Raw genomic sequence first — 12,801 nt, 5'->3', positions numbered from 1 at the left:
CGGCACCCTGCCAGAGCACGGCCTCAGAGCACGGCCTCGGACTCCACCCAGCGGTCCTCCGGCACCGTCTTCAGCCTGGTCACCGCGTCGGCGATCGGCACCAGCTCGATCCCGGTCCGGCGCAGCGCGGTGAAGTGGCCGAACGCGCCCTGGTGGACGGCCTCGACGGCGTGCCAGCCGAAGCGGGTGGCGAGCACGCGGTCCCGGGCGGTCGGGGTGCCGCCGCGCTGGGTGTGCCCGAGGATGACCGGGCGGGCCTCCTTGCCGAGCAGGTTCTCCAGTTCGTGGGCGAGCCGGTTGCCGATCCCGCCGAAGGTCCGGTGGCCGTACTGGTCGACCTCGCCGTGGTCGAAGCGCATGGTGCCGGGCATCGGGGCGGCGCCCTCCGCGACGGCGATGATGGCGAACTTCTTGCCGCGGTCGAAGCGGTCGTCGACCATCCGGGCCACCGCCTCGATGTCGAAGGGCTTCTCCGGGATGAGGATGCCGTGCGCGCCGCCGGCCATGCCCGCGGTGAGGGTGATCCAACCGGTGTGACGGCCCATCAACTCGACGACCATGACGCGCTGGTGGGATTCCGCGGTGGTCTTGAGCCGGTCGATCGCCTCGGTCGCGACGTGCACCGCGGTGTCGAAGCCGAAGGTGGCGTCGGTGGCGTTGATGTCGTTGTCGATGGTCTTGGGCACCCCGACGACCGGCAGTCCGGCGTCGCTGAACAGCCTGGCGGCGGTCAGCGTGCCCTCGCCGCCGATCGCGATGAGCGCGTCGATGCCGATGTCCCGGGCCAGCGTCCTCGCGTTCTCCACCGCCCAGGAGATCCGCTCGCGCTGCACCCGGGCGGAGCCCAGGACGGTGCCGCCGAGGGTGAGCAGGCCGGTGACGTCGTCGTGCGAGACCGGCCGGGTGCGGCCTTCGATCAGGCCGAGGAAGCCGTCCAGGATGCCGACGATCTCGTCGCCGTGCACGTCCGTGCCCCGGTGCACGACGGAGCGGATCACCGCGTTGAGGCCGGGGCAGTCGCCGCCGCTGGTCAGTACACCGATACGCATGACTGGGTGCGCTCCCGCTCGCAGTGGTTCAGACCACCCACACCAGACGGCGGGCGGGCTCGGTTGTCGCCAGCCTACGCAAAACGGACCCGCGAAGCCCGTGCGCCGCGAGTCCGGGGGTCACGCGCCGCCCGCCGCGCGCCGGTGTCCGGGAGTCACCCGCCGTGTGCCGTACGACAATCGGCGCGGCCGCCCGTCACTCGGCGAAGTGGTCCCAGCCGCCGACCCGGTCCCAGGGCGCGCCGTCCACCGTCACCCGGCCGCTGCGGCTGCCCCGGGGTCGGCCGGTCACCTCGCCCACCACCCGCCAGCGGGCCGGGAGTTGGACCCCGCGCGGGAAGGTCGCCACGATCGCGTGGTCCTCGCCGCCGGACAGCACCCAGACCAGCGGGTCCACCCCGACCGCCTGTCCGATGTCGGCCATCTGCGCCGGGACGTCGAAGTCGGCGGCCTTCAGGTCGATGTCCACCGCGCTGGCCCGGGCCACGTGGCCGAGGTCGGCGACCAGTCCGTCGCTCACGTCGATCATCGAGGTCGCGCCCAACTCGGCGCCGCCCGGGCCCGCGTGGTACGGCGGCTCGGGCCGGCGGTGCGCCTCGACGAAGGCGCGCGGGGAGCGGAAGCCTCGTTGCAGCACGGTGAGTCCGGCGGCCGACCAGCCGAGCCAGCCGGTCACCGCGACCACGTCGCCGACCTGCGCGCCGGCGCGCGTCACCGGCGCGCGCCCCTGGAGGTCCCCGAGCGCCGTGATGGCCAGCGTGACGGTGTCGCCGCGCACCACGTCGCCGCCGACCACCGTCGCCCCGGCCACCTGGCACTCGTCGCGCAGCCCGTCCATCAGCTCGGTGGCCCAGGTGGTGGGCAGGTCGGCGGGGGCGACCAGGCCGAGCAGTATCGCGGTGGGCACCGCTCCCATGGCGGCCACGTCGGCGAGGTTCTGGGCGGCGGCCTTGCGGCCCACGTCGTAGGCGGTGGACCAGTCCCGGCGGAAGTGCCGGTTCTCGATCAGGACGTCCGTGGTGGCCACCACCCGGCCGTCCGGGGCCTTCACCACCGCGGCGTCGTCACCGGGGCCGAGGTCCACCGCGTCGGTGAGCGGCACCCGGGCGGTCAGCTCCCTGATGAGACCGAACTCGCCGAGCTCGCCCACGGTCCCCTGCATCTGCCGTCCTCTCGCATGTCCATCTGAACTCGTCCCCGTCGAGCCCCCGCGCGCAGCGTACGCCCTTCCGGGGTGTCGGGGTCTCCCCTCCCCGGCCCACCGCGCGGTAGCGTGGTGATCAGACTGCCGGTGAGCCCGTTCCCACCCCGACGACCGTCCGGGCGATCACGGCGGCGATCCCCGTAACCGGCCGCCGGAGGTCCCCGTGGTACAGGCATACATCCTGATCCAGACCGAGGTCGGCAAGGCCACCGCCGTGGCCCAGTCGATCTCCGAGATTCCCGGCGTCCTCCAGGCCGAGGACGTCACCGGCCCGTACGACGTCATCGTCCGGGCCGAGGCCGACACCGTGGACGACCTGGGGCGCCTGGTGGTGGCCAAGGTCCAGCAGGTCGAGGGCATCACCCGCACCCTCACCTGTCCGGTGGTGCACCTGTAAGACCCGGCTACCATCGGCGGGTGGCCAGAGAACTCCGAATCCCCCGGGCGCTGACGGCACTGCCGGCGCCCGTCCGCTGGCTGGCCCTGCCGCTCGCCCTGACCTGCACGGTCGTCGTGCTGCTCGGCAGTTGGGGCTCCGCCGACGAATCGGTGGCGGCCCCCCGGCCGGGCGGCAAGGCGGCCGAGTACTGCCGCGCGCTGGCCGCGGCCCTGCCGCAGGAGCTGCTCGGCCACGCCCGCAAGGACCCGTCGCCCGCCTCGCCGTACGTGGCCGCGTGGGCCAGCTCGCCCCGCACGGTGCTGCGTTGCGGCATCGACCGTCCGGAGGAACTGGACGGCGAGCACGCCAAGGACTGGTCGCCGACCGTGGACGACGTCACCTGGTGGTCGCAGAAGCTCACCGACGGCGGCTACCGCTTCGTGACGACCATGCGCGCCGCCTACGTCGAGGTGACCGTCCCGGCCGGTGCCGCGGCCAACCCCTTCGACCCGGCCGCCGCCCTCACCGGCGCGGTGAAGGCCACCGTCCCGGGCTGAGCCCGCGAACGCGCCGAGGAGGGCGGGCCGGGAGCTTCCCGGCCCGCCCTCCGTCGTTCGCGCGCGGCTACCGCAGGCCGGTCGAGCGGCGCAGCGCCGCCTGGAGCAGCCGGTCGATCAGCTCCGGGTAGGACAGCCCGGTGGCCTCCCACATCTTCGGGTAGGCCGAGATCGGGGTGAAGCCGGGCATGGTGTTGATCTCGTTGACCATCCAGGTGCCGTCCTCCAGCAGGAAGAAGTCCACCCGGGCCAGGCCCTCGCAGCCGAGCGCGTCGAACGCGGCCACCGCCTGGCGGCGGATCTCGGCGGTCTGCTCGTCGTCGAGCTTCGCCGGGATCTGCACCTCGGACGAGTCGATGTACTTGGCCTCGAAGTCGTAGAAGTCGAAGCCGTCGCCGACCAGCACCTCGGCCGGGAGGCTGGCCTTCGGGCCGTCCTCGGTCTCCAGCACGCCGCACTCGATCTCGCGGCCGCTCACGCCGGCCTCGATGATCAGCTTGGGGTCGTGCCGGCGGGCCTCCTCGATCGCGGCGTCGAGGTCGGCGAGGTCCTTGACCTTGGTGATGCCCATGCTGGAGCCGGCCCGGCAGGGCTTCACGAACAGCGGCAGGCCGAGCTCGGCGGCCCGCTCGCGCACCGCGGCGCGGCCGGCCTCGCTCTCCCAGTCGCGCGGCCGCACGATGGTGTACCGGCCGACGCCCAGGCCGTGCGAGGCCAGGATCCGCTTGGTGAACTCCTTGTCCATGCCGACCGCGCTGGACAGCACGCCGTTGCCGACGTAGGGCACGCCGGACAGCTCCAGCAGGCCTTGCAGGGTGCCGTCCTCTCCCCAGGGGCCGTGCAGCAGCGGGAACACCACGTCGACCTCGCCGAGGGCCTTGGGGGTGCTTCCCGGCTCGCTCAGGACGACCTCCCGGTCGCCCGGGGCGATCGGCAGCGCGACCTGCCCGTCCACGGACTCGGCGACGCCCGGGACGTCCGGCATCCGGCCGTCGGTGATGGCCATCCGGGCGGGCTCGTCGCTGACCAGTGCCCAGCGGCCCTCGGGGGTGATCCCGATCGGGAGCACCTCGTACTTCTCGCGGTCGATCGCCTTGAGCACGCTGCCGGCGGTGACCACCGAGACGCCGTGCTCGGAGCTGCGTCCGCCGAAGACCAGCGCGACGCGCGGCTTCGCAGCGGACGGGTTCGGGGAGGACTGTTCGATGCTCATATCGGGTTTGAGACTACCGTGCGAACGGTTTCCGGGGCGTCAGCCGCCCCCGACCACCGCCTCGCCGTCAGCGCCGCTCGGCACCGCTCAGCGCCGCTCGGCCTTCGCCGAACGGGACATCAGGGCCTGGAGCGCCTCCTGGGTGGGCCGCCCGTTGTGCACGACGTCCACCACCGCCTCGACGATCGGCATGTCGACGCCGTTGCGCCGGGCCAGGTCGAGCACCGACTCGCAGGACTTGACGCCCTCCGCGGTCTGCCGGGTCGCCGCGATGGTCTCCGCGAGCGACATGCCCCGGCCCAGGTTCATGCCGAAGGTGTTGTTGCGCGACAGCGGCGAGGAGCAGGTGGCGACCAGGTCGCCCATCCCGGCGAGCCCGGCGAAGGTGTGCGGGTCGGCGCCGAGCACCTCGCCGAGCCGGGTGGTCTCGGCCAGCCCGCGGGTGATCAGCGTCGCCTTGGTGTTGTCGCCGAGCCCCATGCCGGCCGCCATGCCGACCGCCAGGCCGATCACGTTCTTGACCGCTCCGCCGAGCTCGCAGCCCAGCACGTCGGTGTTGGTGTACGGGCGGAAGTACGGCGTGTGGCAGGCCGCCTGGAGCCGCTTGGCGACCGCCTCGTCCGCGCAGGCGACGACGCTGGCGGCGGGCTGCCGGTTGGCGATCTCCCGGGCCAGGTTGGGCCCGCTGACCACCGCGACGCGCTCCGGGCCGACCTTGGTGACCTCGTCGATCACCTCGCTCATCCGCTTGGCCGTGCCGAGTTCGATGCCCTTCATCAGGCTCACCAGCACGGTCTGCGGCTCGATCAGCGGCGTCCAGGCGGCCAGGTTGTCGCGCAGCGTCTGCGAGGGCACCACCAGGACGGCGAAGTCGGCGCCGGCCAGCGCCTCGGCGGCGTCGGTGGTGGCCCGGACGGAGCCCGGCAGCGGCACGCCCGGCAGGTAGTCCGGGTTCTCGTGCGTGGTGTTGATGGCGTCGACGAGTTCCTGGCGGCGGGCCCACAGGACGACGTCGCTGCCCGCGTCGGCCAGCACCATCGCGAAGGCGGTGCCCCAGGAGCCCGTCCCCATCACTGCGCAGCGGGTCACCGGCCGCCCTCCTCGTCGTCGTTGCCGCCCTTGGCGCGCCGGCGTTCGGCGGCGGCCGCGGCGGCGCGGTTCCGGGCGGCCTTGCGCATGTCGTAGCGCTCGGCCGGCGGCTCCTCGCCGCGGACGTCGGCCAGCACGGCGGTGATCGCCGTCATGATGTCCTCGGTGGCGTCGTTGAGCACCTGGGCGGTGAGCTCCTGGCCCCGGTACTTGCTCAGGTCCACCGCGGGCCCCGCCGCCACGGTGACCCGGTGGCGCGGGAAGAGGTTGAACTTGCCCTTCCCGAAGCCCGGACGGCCGTACGGCGGGATGATCTCGTGCGCTCCCCAGTGTGCGACCGGGATGACCGGCGCGCCGGTCATCAGCGCGACCCGGGCGACGCCGCTCTTGCCGGTCATCGGCCACAGGTCCGGGTCCCGGGTGAGCGTGCCCTCCGGGTAGAACTGCACGCACTGGCCGCCGTTGACGGCGTCGATAGCGGCCCGGAAAGCCTGCGCGGCATCGGTGGACTCGCGGAACACCGGAATCTGGCCGGTCTTGCGCAGCATGAATCCGATGAAGGGAATCGAGAACAGCGAGGACTTGCCGAGAATGCGCGGCGGACGGCCGCTGTTGTACTGCCAGTGCGCGTAGATCACCGGGTCGATGATCGAATTGTGGTTCACCGCGGCGATGAAGCCGCCTTCCTTCGGAAGGTGCTCCCAGCCCCGCCAGTCGGGCTTCACCAGCGCGGTCGTCACCGGCTTCACCAGCACGGCCGCGAAGCGGTACCAGATGCCGTAGTCGGCGTTGCCGAACTTGGCGTACGAGCGGCGGGCCACCCCAGGTCCTCCTCATCCGAAGCGGCACGTGGGGTGCCGCGGTCATAACCTCCCGGTGCCGCGCACCGGTACGGGACCGGTGCCCGGGTGACGGGCGCGGAACAGTCTCGCCCGGCTGCTCACCGGCTGTCGAGCGACCGCGCCAACCCGCCCGGCAGGCGTGATCAAACGCACGTCCGCACAGATCGGACGGCCTGGCGAGGGCTCCGGGACCGGCGTCACAATGACGCCGATGACCCAGGACACCGTACGCCCCAACGGGCCCGTCGCGCCCCCCGCACCCGCCACCGACTGGTCGCTGGTGCTGCCGCTCAAGCCGCTCGCCCTCGCGAAGAGCCGACTGGCCCCGTACGCCGGGCCGCACCGGGCGGACCTCGCGCTGTCCTTCGCGCTCGACACCGCCACCGCCGCACTGGCCACCCCGGGCGTCGCCCGGGTCCTGGTGGTCACCCGGGACCCGGCGGCCGGCGCCCGGCTGGCGGCACTGGGCGCGGTGGTGGTCGCCGACGAACCCGGCGAGGGCCTCAACGAGGCGCTGGTGCACGGCACGGCGGCCGCCCTGGCGCTCGCCCCGCGCTCGCCGCTGGCCGCCCTCTCGGCGGACCTGCCGGCCCTGCGCCCGGTCGAACTGGCCCGGGTGCTGGGCGCGGTGCCGCCGGACGGCCGGGCCTTCCTGCCGGACTCCCCCGGCCTCGGCACCACGCTGCTCGCCTGTACCCCCGGCCGCCCGCTCTCGCCCGCCTTCGGGGACGGCTCGCGGGCCCGGCACGCGGCCGGCGGAGCACTCGAACTTCGCCTGGCGGACGTGGAGTCGGTGCGCCGGGACGTCGACACCGGCGCGGACCTCGGCGAGGCCGCGGCGCTCGGCCTCGGCCCGTACACCAGCGCCCTGTTCGCCCGGCTGGCGCGGGCCTGACCGGCGCCCCGCGGGACGCCGCCCGGTCGGCCGGGGCCGCTCGCTATGCTGCTGCCATGCAGGCCACCGCGTTCACCTTCGACCCCGCCACCCGGGCCGGCTCCGTGCTGCTCGACGACGGGACCCCGGTGCCGTTCGACGCGGCCGCCTTCGACGCCGGCGGTCTGCGGCTGCTGCGACCGGGCCAGCGGGTGCGGATCCGCACCGAGGGCGCCGGCGAGGCCCGCCGGGTGGTCTTCGTGACGCTGCAGACCTTCCCCGACCCGGCCGCGGGCTGACCGTCCTCCGCTGACCGTCCCCCCGCTGGTCCTCCTCCGCCGTCCGGCACGCCCGCCGCCGCGTTCCGTGCCTGGTCACCGTCGGTCGCAGAATCCTGACTAAGCGCCCGGAAATCGAAAGAGCCGCGGCGACCCGGTCTCCGCAATTCACGGAGGGGGGTGCCGCGGCTCTCTGCCGAAGGCCGTCCGAGGACCGCTGCGCGGGACTACTTGGCAGAGGTCTTGCGCGCGGTGGTCTTGCGGGTGGCGGTCTTCTTCGCCGGAGCCGTCTTCTTGGCCGTCGCGGTCGCCTTCTTGGCGGTCGCGGTGGTCTTCTTGGCGGCGGCGGTGGTGGTCGCCTTCTTGGCGGCGGCGGCCGTCTTCTTGGTCGCGGTCGCGGTGGTCTTCTTCGCGGCGGCGGTGGTGGTCGCCTTCTTGGTGGCGGTCGCCTTCTTCGCGGCGGCGGTGGTGGTCGCCTTCTTGGCCGCGGCCGTGGTCGCCGTCTTCTTGGCGGCGGCCTTCTTAGCCGGAGCGGCGGCGGCGGCCGTGGCGGCACGCTTGGTGGCGGCGCGCTTGGCGGCCGGGGTGGCGGCGACGCCGCTCTTGCCCGGGGTGAGGGAGCCCTTGGGGGCCTTCTTCACCGAGGGGCCTTCCTTCGGCAGCTTCTTGCTGCCGCTGACCAGGTCCTTGAAGCCCTGGCCGGGACGGAAGCGGGGCACCGAGGTCTTCTTGACCTTGACCTTCTCGCCGGTCTGCGGGTTGCGGGCGAAGCGCGCGGAGCGCTCCACCTTCTCGAAGGTGCCGAAACCAGTGACCGAAACCCGGTCACCGGCCACAACGGCACGGACCATGGTGTCGAGCACTGCGTCGACGGCCTCTGCGGCAGCCTTGCGACCGCCCAGCTGCTCGGCCACCGCTTCGACAAGCTGAGCCTTGTTCACGTCTTCCCCTTCGGAAACGGGCGCCGGATGATTCCATCCGTTCTTTTCGCACGTTAGGTATGTATCTGCGGACTTTCAATTACCAAACGCGCGAATCACCCTAGTGTCGCAATGGATTTGCGCGTCGGCGACCTCAGGCGACGGGCGGGCGCCCCTCGTCGAGGTCATGTACAAAGCGACTCAACCGCCTTGCCGCCTCCGGAAGATCGCGCTTGGCGGTCTCGGTGACGATGAGGAGTTGACGGGAGAGAGCGGTCTTTGCATCGGCAGACACGTTCAGCGCATGCACGCGGGCGTGAGCTTGCTTCAACCGCTCGGCCACAAGCGCGTAGAGCGCTGCGACTTCCTGGTCGTCCGGCCCCTCAGCTGGTGCGGAGGCGACGTCCGGCCGATCGTCAATTCGGCGTTCGGATCCCCGGCCCACGGACTCCGGAGCCGCGGGTTCGCCGCCCGCGTACGGAGGTTCATGGTGCCGGTGCATGTACTGATTGTGCCATCTACCCGCAGTTGTACTTGCGCGGGGCCCTCTCCGGCAAAGCCAAATGGGCAATCCGGGGTGGGCCGCGGCGCTAACTCGTGCTCCGGAACGGCGGATGGCCCGCCCCCCCGAAGGGGAGGCGGGCCATCCGGCGGATCGCCAGAATGCTTGTTCTGAGGGGATCTCAGGCAACCGGCAGAGTACGGGGCTTGAAGGTCGGACGGGTCGCTTCGAAGGCCGCGATGTCGGCCTCGTTCCGCAGGGTGATGCTGATGTCGTCCAGCCCGTTGAGCAGCCGCCACCGGACGTTGTCGTCCAGTTCGAAAGACGCGGTGACGCCCTCGGCCCGGACTTCGCGGGCTTCCAGATCAACGGTGATCTCGGCCGAAGGGTTACTCTCGGTGAGCGCCCAGAGCTGTTCCACGGTCTCTTGCGGCAGGACGACCGTCAGCAGTCCGTTCTTCAGGGAATTCCCACGGAAGATGTCCGCGAAGCGCGACGAGATGACCGCGTGGAAGCCGTAGTTCTGCAGCGCCCAGACGGCGTGCTCGCGGGAGGAGCCGGTGCCGAACTCCGGGCCGGCCACCAGGACCGTGGCGCCCTGCCGCTCGGGCTGGTTGAGGATGAACGACTCGTCCTTGCGCCAGGCCTCGAAAAGGCCGCCCTCGAAACCGGAACGGGTGACCTTCTTGAGCCAGTGGGCCGGGATGATCTGGTCGGTGTCCACGTTCGAGCGCCGCAGCGGAACGGCCCGGCCGGTGTGGGTGGTGAACTTCTCCATGGTTCTCAGGCCTCCACAGCCACGTTGGTGTCCGCCAGGTCGGAGGGCAGATCGGACGGTGCGGCCAGACGGCCCAGGACGGCGGTCGCGGCGGCGACCTGCGGGGACACCAGGTGGGTCCGGCCACCCTTGCCCTGCCGGCCCTCGAAGTTGCGGTTCGAGGTGGAGGCGCAGCGCTCCCCGGGGGCGAGCTGGTCGGGGTTCATGCCCAGGCACATCGAGCAGCCCGCGTGGCGCCACTCGGCGCCGGCCGCGGTGAACACCTTGTCCAGGCCCTCCTCCACGGCTTGCAGGGCGACCCGGACGGAGCCGGGGACGACCAGCATCCGTACGCCGTCGGCGATCCGGCGGCCCTCCACGACGGCGGCGGCGGCGCGCAGGTCCTCGATCCGGCCGTTGGTGCAGGAGCCGACGAAGACGGCGTCGACGGTGACCTCGCGCAGCGGGGTGCCGGCCTCCAGGCCCATGTAGGCGAGGGCGTTCTCGGCGGCCGCGCGCTCCTGCGGGTCGGCGAAGGAGGCCGGGTCCGGCACGTCGGAGCCCAGCGGGGCGCCCTGGCCGGGGTTGGTGCCCCAGGTGACGAACGGGGTCAGCGCGGCCGCGTCGACGAAGATCTCGTGGTCGAAGACCGCGTCCTCGTCGGTGCCCAGGGTCGACCAGTACGCGACGGCGGCGTCCCAGTCCTCGCCCTGCGGGGCGTGCGGACGGCCCTTGAGGTAGCCGAAGGTGGTCTCGTCCGGGGCGATCATGCCCGCCCGGGCGCCGGCCTCGATGGACATGTTGCAGATGGTCATCCGGGCCTCCATGGACAGGCCCCGGATCGCCGAACCGCGGTACTCCAGGACGTATCCCTGGCCGCCGCCGGTGCCGATCTTGGCGATCACGGCCAGGATCAGGTCCTTGGCGGTGACGCCCTCGGGCAGCTCGCCCTCGACCGTGACGGCCATGGTCCGGAACGGCGCCAGCGGCAGCGTCTGGGTGGCCAGCACGTGCTCGACCTGGCTGGTGCCGATGCCGAACGCCAGTGCGCCGAAGGCGCCGTGGGTCGAGGTGTGGGAGTCGCCGCAGACCACGGTCATGCCGGGCTGGGTCAGGCCCAGCTGCGGGCCGACCACGTGCACGACGCCCTGCTCGATGTCGCCGAGCGAGTGGATCCGGACACCGAACTCGGCGGCGTTGCGGCGCAGCGTCTCCAGCTGCACCTTGGACACCGGGTCGGCGATCGGCTTGTCGATGTCCACGGTGGGGGTGTTGTGGTCCTCGGTGGCGATCGTCAGATCGGTGCGGCGGACCGTCCGGCCGGCCAGCCGCAGCCCGTCGAAGGCCTGCGGGCTGGTCACCTCGTGGAGCAGGTGGAGGTCGATGAAGAGCAGGTCGGGCTCTCCCTCCGCGCGCCGCACGACGTGGTCGTCCCAGACCTTCTCTGCGAGTGTCCGTCCCATCGGATTCCCTCCAGCCGGCCGCGTTGCCGGCCTTCTCGTGTCGTCGAGGTCGGAGCTCCCGCCGCCCTGTGGCGGGCGCGTTCTCGCGACCTGCACGCCGGATCGCTGTCCACGATGCGGACACTCTGGTGAGGTCGCATCCTGGATGCCTCCCGGGCTGCTGCATCCAGAGTGGCGCTTTTCCCGGAAGATTGAACTTGCGTCTCGCGGAATGAGACTGCAGTCTTAGCGCATGGACAACTCTAGCGGCGTCGGCGTTCTCGACAAGGCCGCTCTGGTGCTGAGCGCACTGGAGTCGGGCCCCGCCACGTTGGCGGGGCTGGTCGCCGCCACCGGTCTGGCGCGCCCCACGGCCCACCGGCTCGCCGTCGCACTCGAACACCACCGTCTGGTCACCAGGGACATGCAGGGGCGATTCATCCTCGGCCCCCGCCTGTCCGAACTCTCCGCCGCGGCGGGCGAGGACCGGCTGCTCGCCACCGCGGGCCCGGTTCTGACCCACCTGCGCGACGTCACCGGCGAGAGCGCACAGCTCTACCGCCGCCAGGGCGAGATGCGGATCTGCGTAGCCGCCGCCGAGCGGCTCTCCGGTCTGCGGGACACCGTCCCGGTCGGCAGCACCCTGCCGATGAAGGCCGGCTCGGCCGCCCAGGTCCTGCTGGCCTGGGAGGAGCCCGAGCGGCTGCACCGCGGCCTCCAGGGCGCCCGCTTCACCGCCACCGCGCTCAGCGGCGTCCGCCGCCGCGGCTGGGCCCAGTCGATCGGAGAGCGCGAGCCGGGCGTCGCGTCCGTCTCCGCTCCCGTGCGCGGCCCCTCCAACCGCGTGGTGGCCTCCGTCTCCGTCTCCGGCCCGATCGAGCGGCTGACCCGCCACCCGGGCCGCCTGCACGCCCAGGCCATCATCGAGGCCGCGAACCGGCTCACCGAGGCCCTCCGCCGCGGCTGACCGCCGCACCCGGAAAGGGCCCCGCGCAGCACCACCGCGCGGGGCCCTTCGGAATGCTCCGGGAAATGCAAAAAAGACCCCGGAAACCGGGGCCTTCAATTTCTGGCTGGGGTACCAGGACTCGAACCTAGACTAAATGAACCAGAATCACTCGTGCTGCCAATTACACCATACCCCAACACAAAGCAAGCGCCGATGGGATAACCCACCGGCTTCATGCTCTGGAGTACCCCCGACCGGATTCGAACCGGCGCTACTGCCGTGAGAGGGCAGCGTGCTAGGCCGCTACACAACGGGGGCTTCCTGGCGATCCCTTGCGGGACCAGTACCCCCGACCGGATTCGAACCGGCGCTACTGCCGTGAGAGGGCAGCGTGCTAGGCCGCTACACAACGGGGGCTTTCCAGGTGATCCCTTGCGGGACCAGTACCCCCGACCGGATTCGAACCGGCGCTACTGCCGTGAGAGGGCAGCGTGCTAGGCCGCTACACAACGGGGGCTTGTTCTTCACTTGTACTGCTGGGCTTGCGTACTGCGCTGGGGTACCAGGACTCGAACCTAGACTAAATGAACCAGAATCACTCGTGCTGCCAATTACACCATACCCCACCAGAGTTGAACCCCTGTCGGGGCCTTCTCAGGCGTTGCGCCTCTCGTTCGGGGCCGGGTGGAGGGTTTCGCTCCCTCGTCCGTTCCCTCCCGGGCGGCGCAGAAAGAACATTACCCGAC

At 71.9% G+C, this 12,801-nt stretch carries 14 protein-coding genes and 5 tRNA genes; 5 read left to right on the top strand and 14 right to left on the bottom strand.

The window, feature by feature from the left end; translation table 11 throughout:
* Nucleotides 1-23 precede the first annotated feature (23 nt).
* Together ACIO9K_RS31630 and ACIO9K_RS31625 are read right to left on the bottom strand one after the other, a co-directional pair.
* On the bottom strand, nucleotides 24-1,049 hold the full coding sequence (locus ACIO9K_RS31630; protein WP_363626126.1) for an ATP-dependent 6-phosphofructokinase: 1,026 nt from the start codon (nucleotides 1,047-1,049) through the stop codon (nucleotides 24-26).
* 196 nt (nucleotides 1,050-1,245) lie between these two features.
* Nucleotides 1,246-2,211: a thiamine-phosphate kinase gene (locus ACIO9K_RS31625; protein ID WP_363585718.1), complete on the bottom strand. Its 966-nt coding sequence runs from the start codon at nucleotides 2,209-2,211 to the stop codon at nucleotides 1,246-1,248.
* 205 nt (nucleotides 2,212-2,416) lie between these two features.
* On the opposite strand from ACIO9K_RS31625, the gene ACIO9K_RS31620 reads away from it, so the two are divergent.
* The gene (locus tag ACIO9K_RS31620; RefSeq protein ID WP_363375953.1) at nucleotides 2,417-2,650 is read left to right on the top strand and encodes an Lrp/AsnC ligand binding domain-containing protein; all 234 of its coding nucleotides are present in this window, start codon (nucleotides 2,417-2,419) and stop codon (nucleotides 2,648-2,650) included.
* 20 nt (nucleotides 2,651-2,670) lie between these two features.
* Nucleotides 2,671-3,189 (top strand): DUF3515 domain-containing protein, encoded by a 519-nt coding sequence (locus ACIO9K_RS31615; protein ID WP_363375955.1) that lies wholly within the window; start codon nucleotides 2,671-2,673, stop codon nucleotides 3,187-3,189.
* A gap of 67 nt (nucleotides 3,190-3,256) precedes the next feature.
* On the opposite strand, the gene ACIO9K_RS31610 is transcribed toward ACIO9K_RS31615, so the two are convergent.
* The 3 genes from ACIO9K_RS31610 to ACIO9K_RS31600 all read right to left on the bottom strand — a co-directional run bounded on the left by ACIO9K_RS31610 (nucleotide 3,257) and on the right by ACIO9K_RS31600 (nucleotide 6,312).
* Nucleotides 3,257-4,402, bottom strand: coding sequence for a D-alanine--D-alanine ligase family protein (locus tag ACIO9K_RS31610; RefSeq protein ID WP_350882957.1), 1,146 nt, complete (start codon nucleotides 4,400-4,402; stop codon nucleotides 3,257-3,259).
* A gap of 87 nt (nucleotides 4,403-4,489) precedes the next feature.
* The gene (locus ACIO9K_RS31605) at nucleotides 4,490-5,473 is read right to left on the bottom strand and encodes an NAD(P)H-dependent glycerol-3-phosphate dehydrogenase (RefSeq protein ID WP_079135606.1); all 984 of its coding nucleotides are present in this window, start codon (nucleotides 5,471-5,473) and stop codon (nucleotides 4,490-4,492) included.
* Nucleotides 5,474-5,487: 14 nt separating this feature from the next.
* Nucleotides 5,488-6,312: a lysophospholipid acyltransferase family protein gene (locus ACIO9K_RS31600; RefSeq protein ID WP_350882958.1), complete on the bottom strand. Its 825-nt coding sequence runs from the start codon at nucleotides 6,310-6,312 to the stop codon at nucleotides 5,488-5,490.
* A gap of 232 nt (nucleotides 6,313-6,544) precedes the next feature.
* Here ACIO9K_RS31600 and cofC point away from each other — a divergent pair, with 232 nt between their 5' ends.
* Complete coding sequence (cofC, locus tag ACIO9K_RS31595) at nucleotides 6,545-7,228, top strand: 2-phospho-L-lactate guanylyltransferase (RefSeq protein ID WP_400335006.1); 684 nt, start codon at nucleotides 6,545-6,547, stop codon at nucleotides 7,226-7,228.
* A 56-nt stretch (nucleotides 7,229-7,284) separates the two neighbouring features.
* On the top strand, nucleotides 7,285-7,506 hold the full coding sequence (locus tag ACIO9K_RS31590; RefSeq protein ID WP_063347710.1) for a hypothetical protein: 222 nt from the start codon (nucleotides 7,285-7,287) through the stop codon (nucleotides 7,504-7,506).
* A 206-nt stretch (nucleotides 7,507-7,712) separates the two neighbouring features.
* Here ACIO9K_RS31590 and ACIO9K_RS31585 read toward each other — a convergent pair whose 3' ends face one another.
* The 4 genes from ACIO9K_RS31585 to leuC all read right to left on the bottom strand — a co-directional run bounded on the left by ACIO9K_RS31585 (nucleotide 7,713) and on the right by leuC (nucleotide 11,127).
* On the bottom strand, nucleotides 7,713-8,426 hold the full coding sequence (locus ACIO9K_RS31585) for an HU family DNA-binding protein (protein WP_350882962.1): 714 nt from the start codon (nucleotides 8,424-8,426) through the stop codon (nucleotides 7,713-7,715).
* 133 nt (nucleotides 8,427-8,559) lie between these two features.
* Nucleotides 8,560-8,907, bottom strand: a complete 348-nt coding sequence (locus tag ACIO9K_RS31580) for a hypothetical protein (RefSeq protein WP_371517045.1) — start codon at nucleotides 8,905-8,907, stop codon at nucleotides 8,560-8,562.
* 181 nt (nucleotides 8,908-9,088) lie between these two features.
* Nucleotides 9,089-9,685, bottom strand: coding sequence for a 3-isopropylmalate dehydratase small subunit (gene leuD / locus ACIO9K_RS31575; protein WP_363585716.1), 597 nt, complete (start codon nucleotides 9,683-9,685; stop codon nucleotides 9,089-9,091).
* A gap of 5 nt (nucleotides 9,686-9,690) precedes the next feature.
* Entirely contained in the window at nucleotides 9,691-11,127 is a 1,437-nt protein-coding gene (leuC, locus tag ACIO9K_RS31570) for a 3-isopropylmalate dehydratase large subunit (RefSeq protein ID WP_363585715.1), read from the bottom strand.
* 232 nt (nucleotides 11,128-11,359) lie between these two features.
* Between leuC and ACIO9K_RS31565 the strand changes: the two genes are divergently transcribed.
* Nucleotides 11,360-12,073, top strand: a complete 714-nt coding sequence (locus tag ACIO9K_RS31565) for an IclR family transcriptional regulator (protein WP_063347714.1) — start codon at nucleotides 11,360-11,362, stop codon at nucleotides 12,071-12,073.
* Nucleotides 12,074-12,176: 103 nt separating this feature from the next.
* Here ACIO9K_RS31565 and ACIO9K_RS31560 read toward each other — a convergent pair.
* The 5 genes from ACIO9K_RS31560 to ACIO9K_RS31540 form a co-directional block, all read right to left on the bottom strand.
* A tRNA-Gln gene (locus ACIO9K_RS31560) sits at nucleotides 12,177-12,251 on the bottom strand.
* Between the two features lie 49 nt (nucleotides 12,252-12,300).
* Nucleotides 12,301-12,373 (bottom strand) — tRNA-Glu (locus ACIO9K_RS31555).
* Between the two features lie 26 nt (nucleotides 12,374-12,399).
* Nucleotides 12,400-12,472 (bottom strand) — tRNA-Glu (locus tag ACIO9K_RS31550).
* Nucleotides 12,473-12,499: 27 nt separating this feature from the next.
* Nucleotides 12,500-12,572, bottom strand: a tRNA-Glu gene (locus tag ACIO9K_RS31545).
* Between the two features lie 37 nt (nucleotides 12,573-12,609).
* A tRNA-Gln gene (locus ACIO9K_RS31540) sits at nucleotides 12,610-12,681 on the bottom strand.
* Nucleotides 12,682-12,801: the final 120 nt, after the last annotated feature.

The organism is Kitasatospora sp. NPDC087271, assembly GCF_044744605.1.
GTDB lineage: Bacteria > Actinomycetota > Actinomycetes > Streptomycetales > Streptomycetaceae > Kitasatospora.
Note: the sequence above shows the minus strand (reverse complement) of the source record. Positions and strands in the feature narration are given on the sequence as shown.

Excerpts from the sequence above, each read along its gene's own strand:
- ACIO9K_RS31630 (WP_363626126.1), bottom strand. The coding sequence starts at position 1,049 with ATGCGTATCGGTGTACTGACCAGCGGCGGCGACTGCCCCGGCCTCAAC.
- ACIO9K_RS31625 (WP_363585718.1), bottom strand. The coding sequence starts at position 2,211 with ATGCAGGGGACCGTGGGCGAGCTCGGCGAGTTCGGTCTCATCAGGGAG.
- ACIO9K_RS31610 (WP_350882957.1), bottom strand. The coding sequence starts at position 4,402 with ATGAGCATCGAACAGTCCTCCCCGAACCCGTCCGCTGCGAAGCCGCGC.
- ACIO9K_RS31605 (WP_079135606.1), bottom strand. The coding sequence starts at position 5,473 with ATGGGGACGGGCTCCTGGGGCACCGCCTTCGCGATGGTGCTGGCCGAC.
- cofC (WP_400335006.1), top strand. The coding sequence starts at position 6,545 with ATGACCCAGGACACCGTACGCCCCAACGGGCCCGTCGCGCCCCCCGCA.
- ACIO9K_RS31590 (WP_063347710.1), top strand. The coding sequence starts at position 7,285 with ATGCAGGCCACCGCGTTCACCTTCGACCCCGCCACCCGGGCCGGCTCC.
- ACIO9K_RS31580 (WP_371517045.1), bottom strand. The coding sequence starts at position 8,907 with ATGCACCGGCACCATGAACCTCCGTACGCGGGCGGCGAACCCGCGGCT.
- leuD (WP_363585716.1), bottom strand. The coding sequence starts at position 9,685 with ATGGAGAAGTTCACCACCCACACCGGCCGGGCCGTTCCGCTGCGGCGC.
- leuC (WP_363585715.1), bottom strand. The coding sequence starts at position 11,127 with ATGGGACGGACACTCGCAGAGAAGGTCTGGGACGACCACGTCGTGCGG.
- ACIO9K_RS31565 (WP_063347714.1), top strand. The coding sequence starts at position 11,360 with ATGGACAACTCTAGCGGCGTCGGCGTTCTCGACAAGGCCGCTCTGGTG.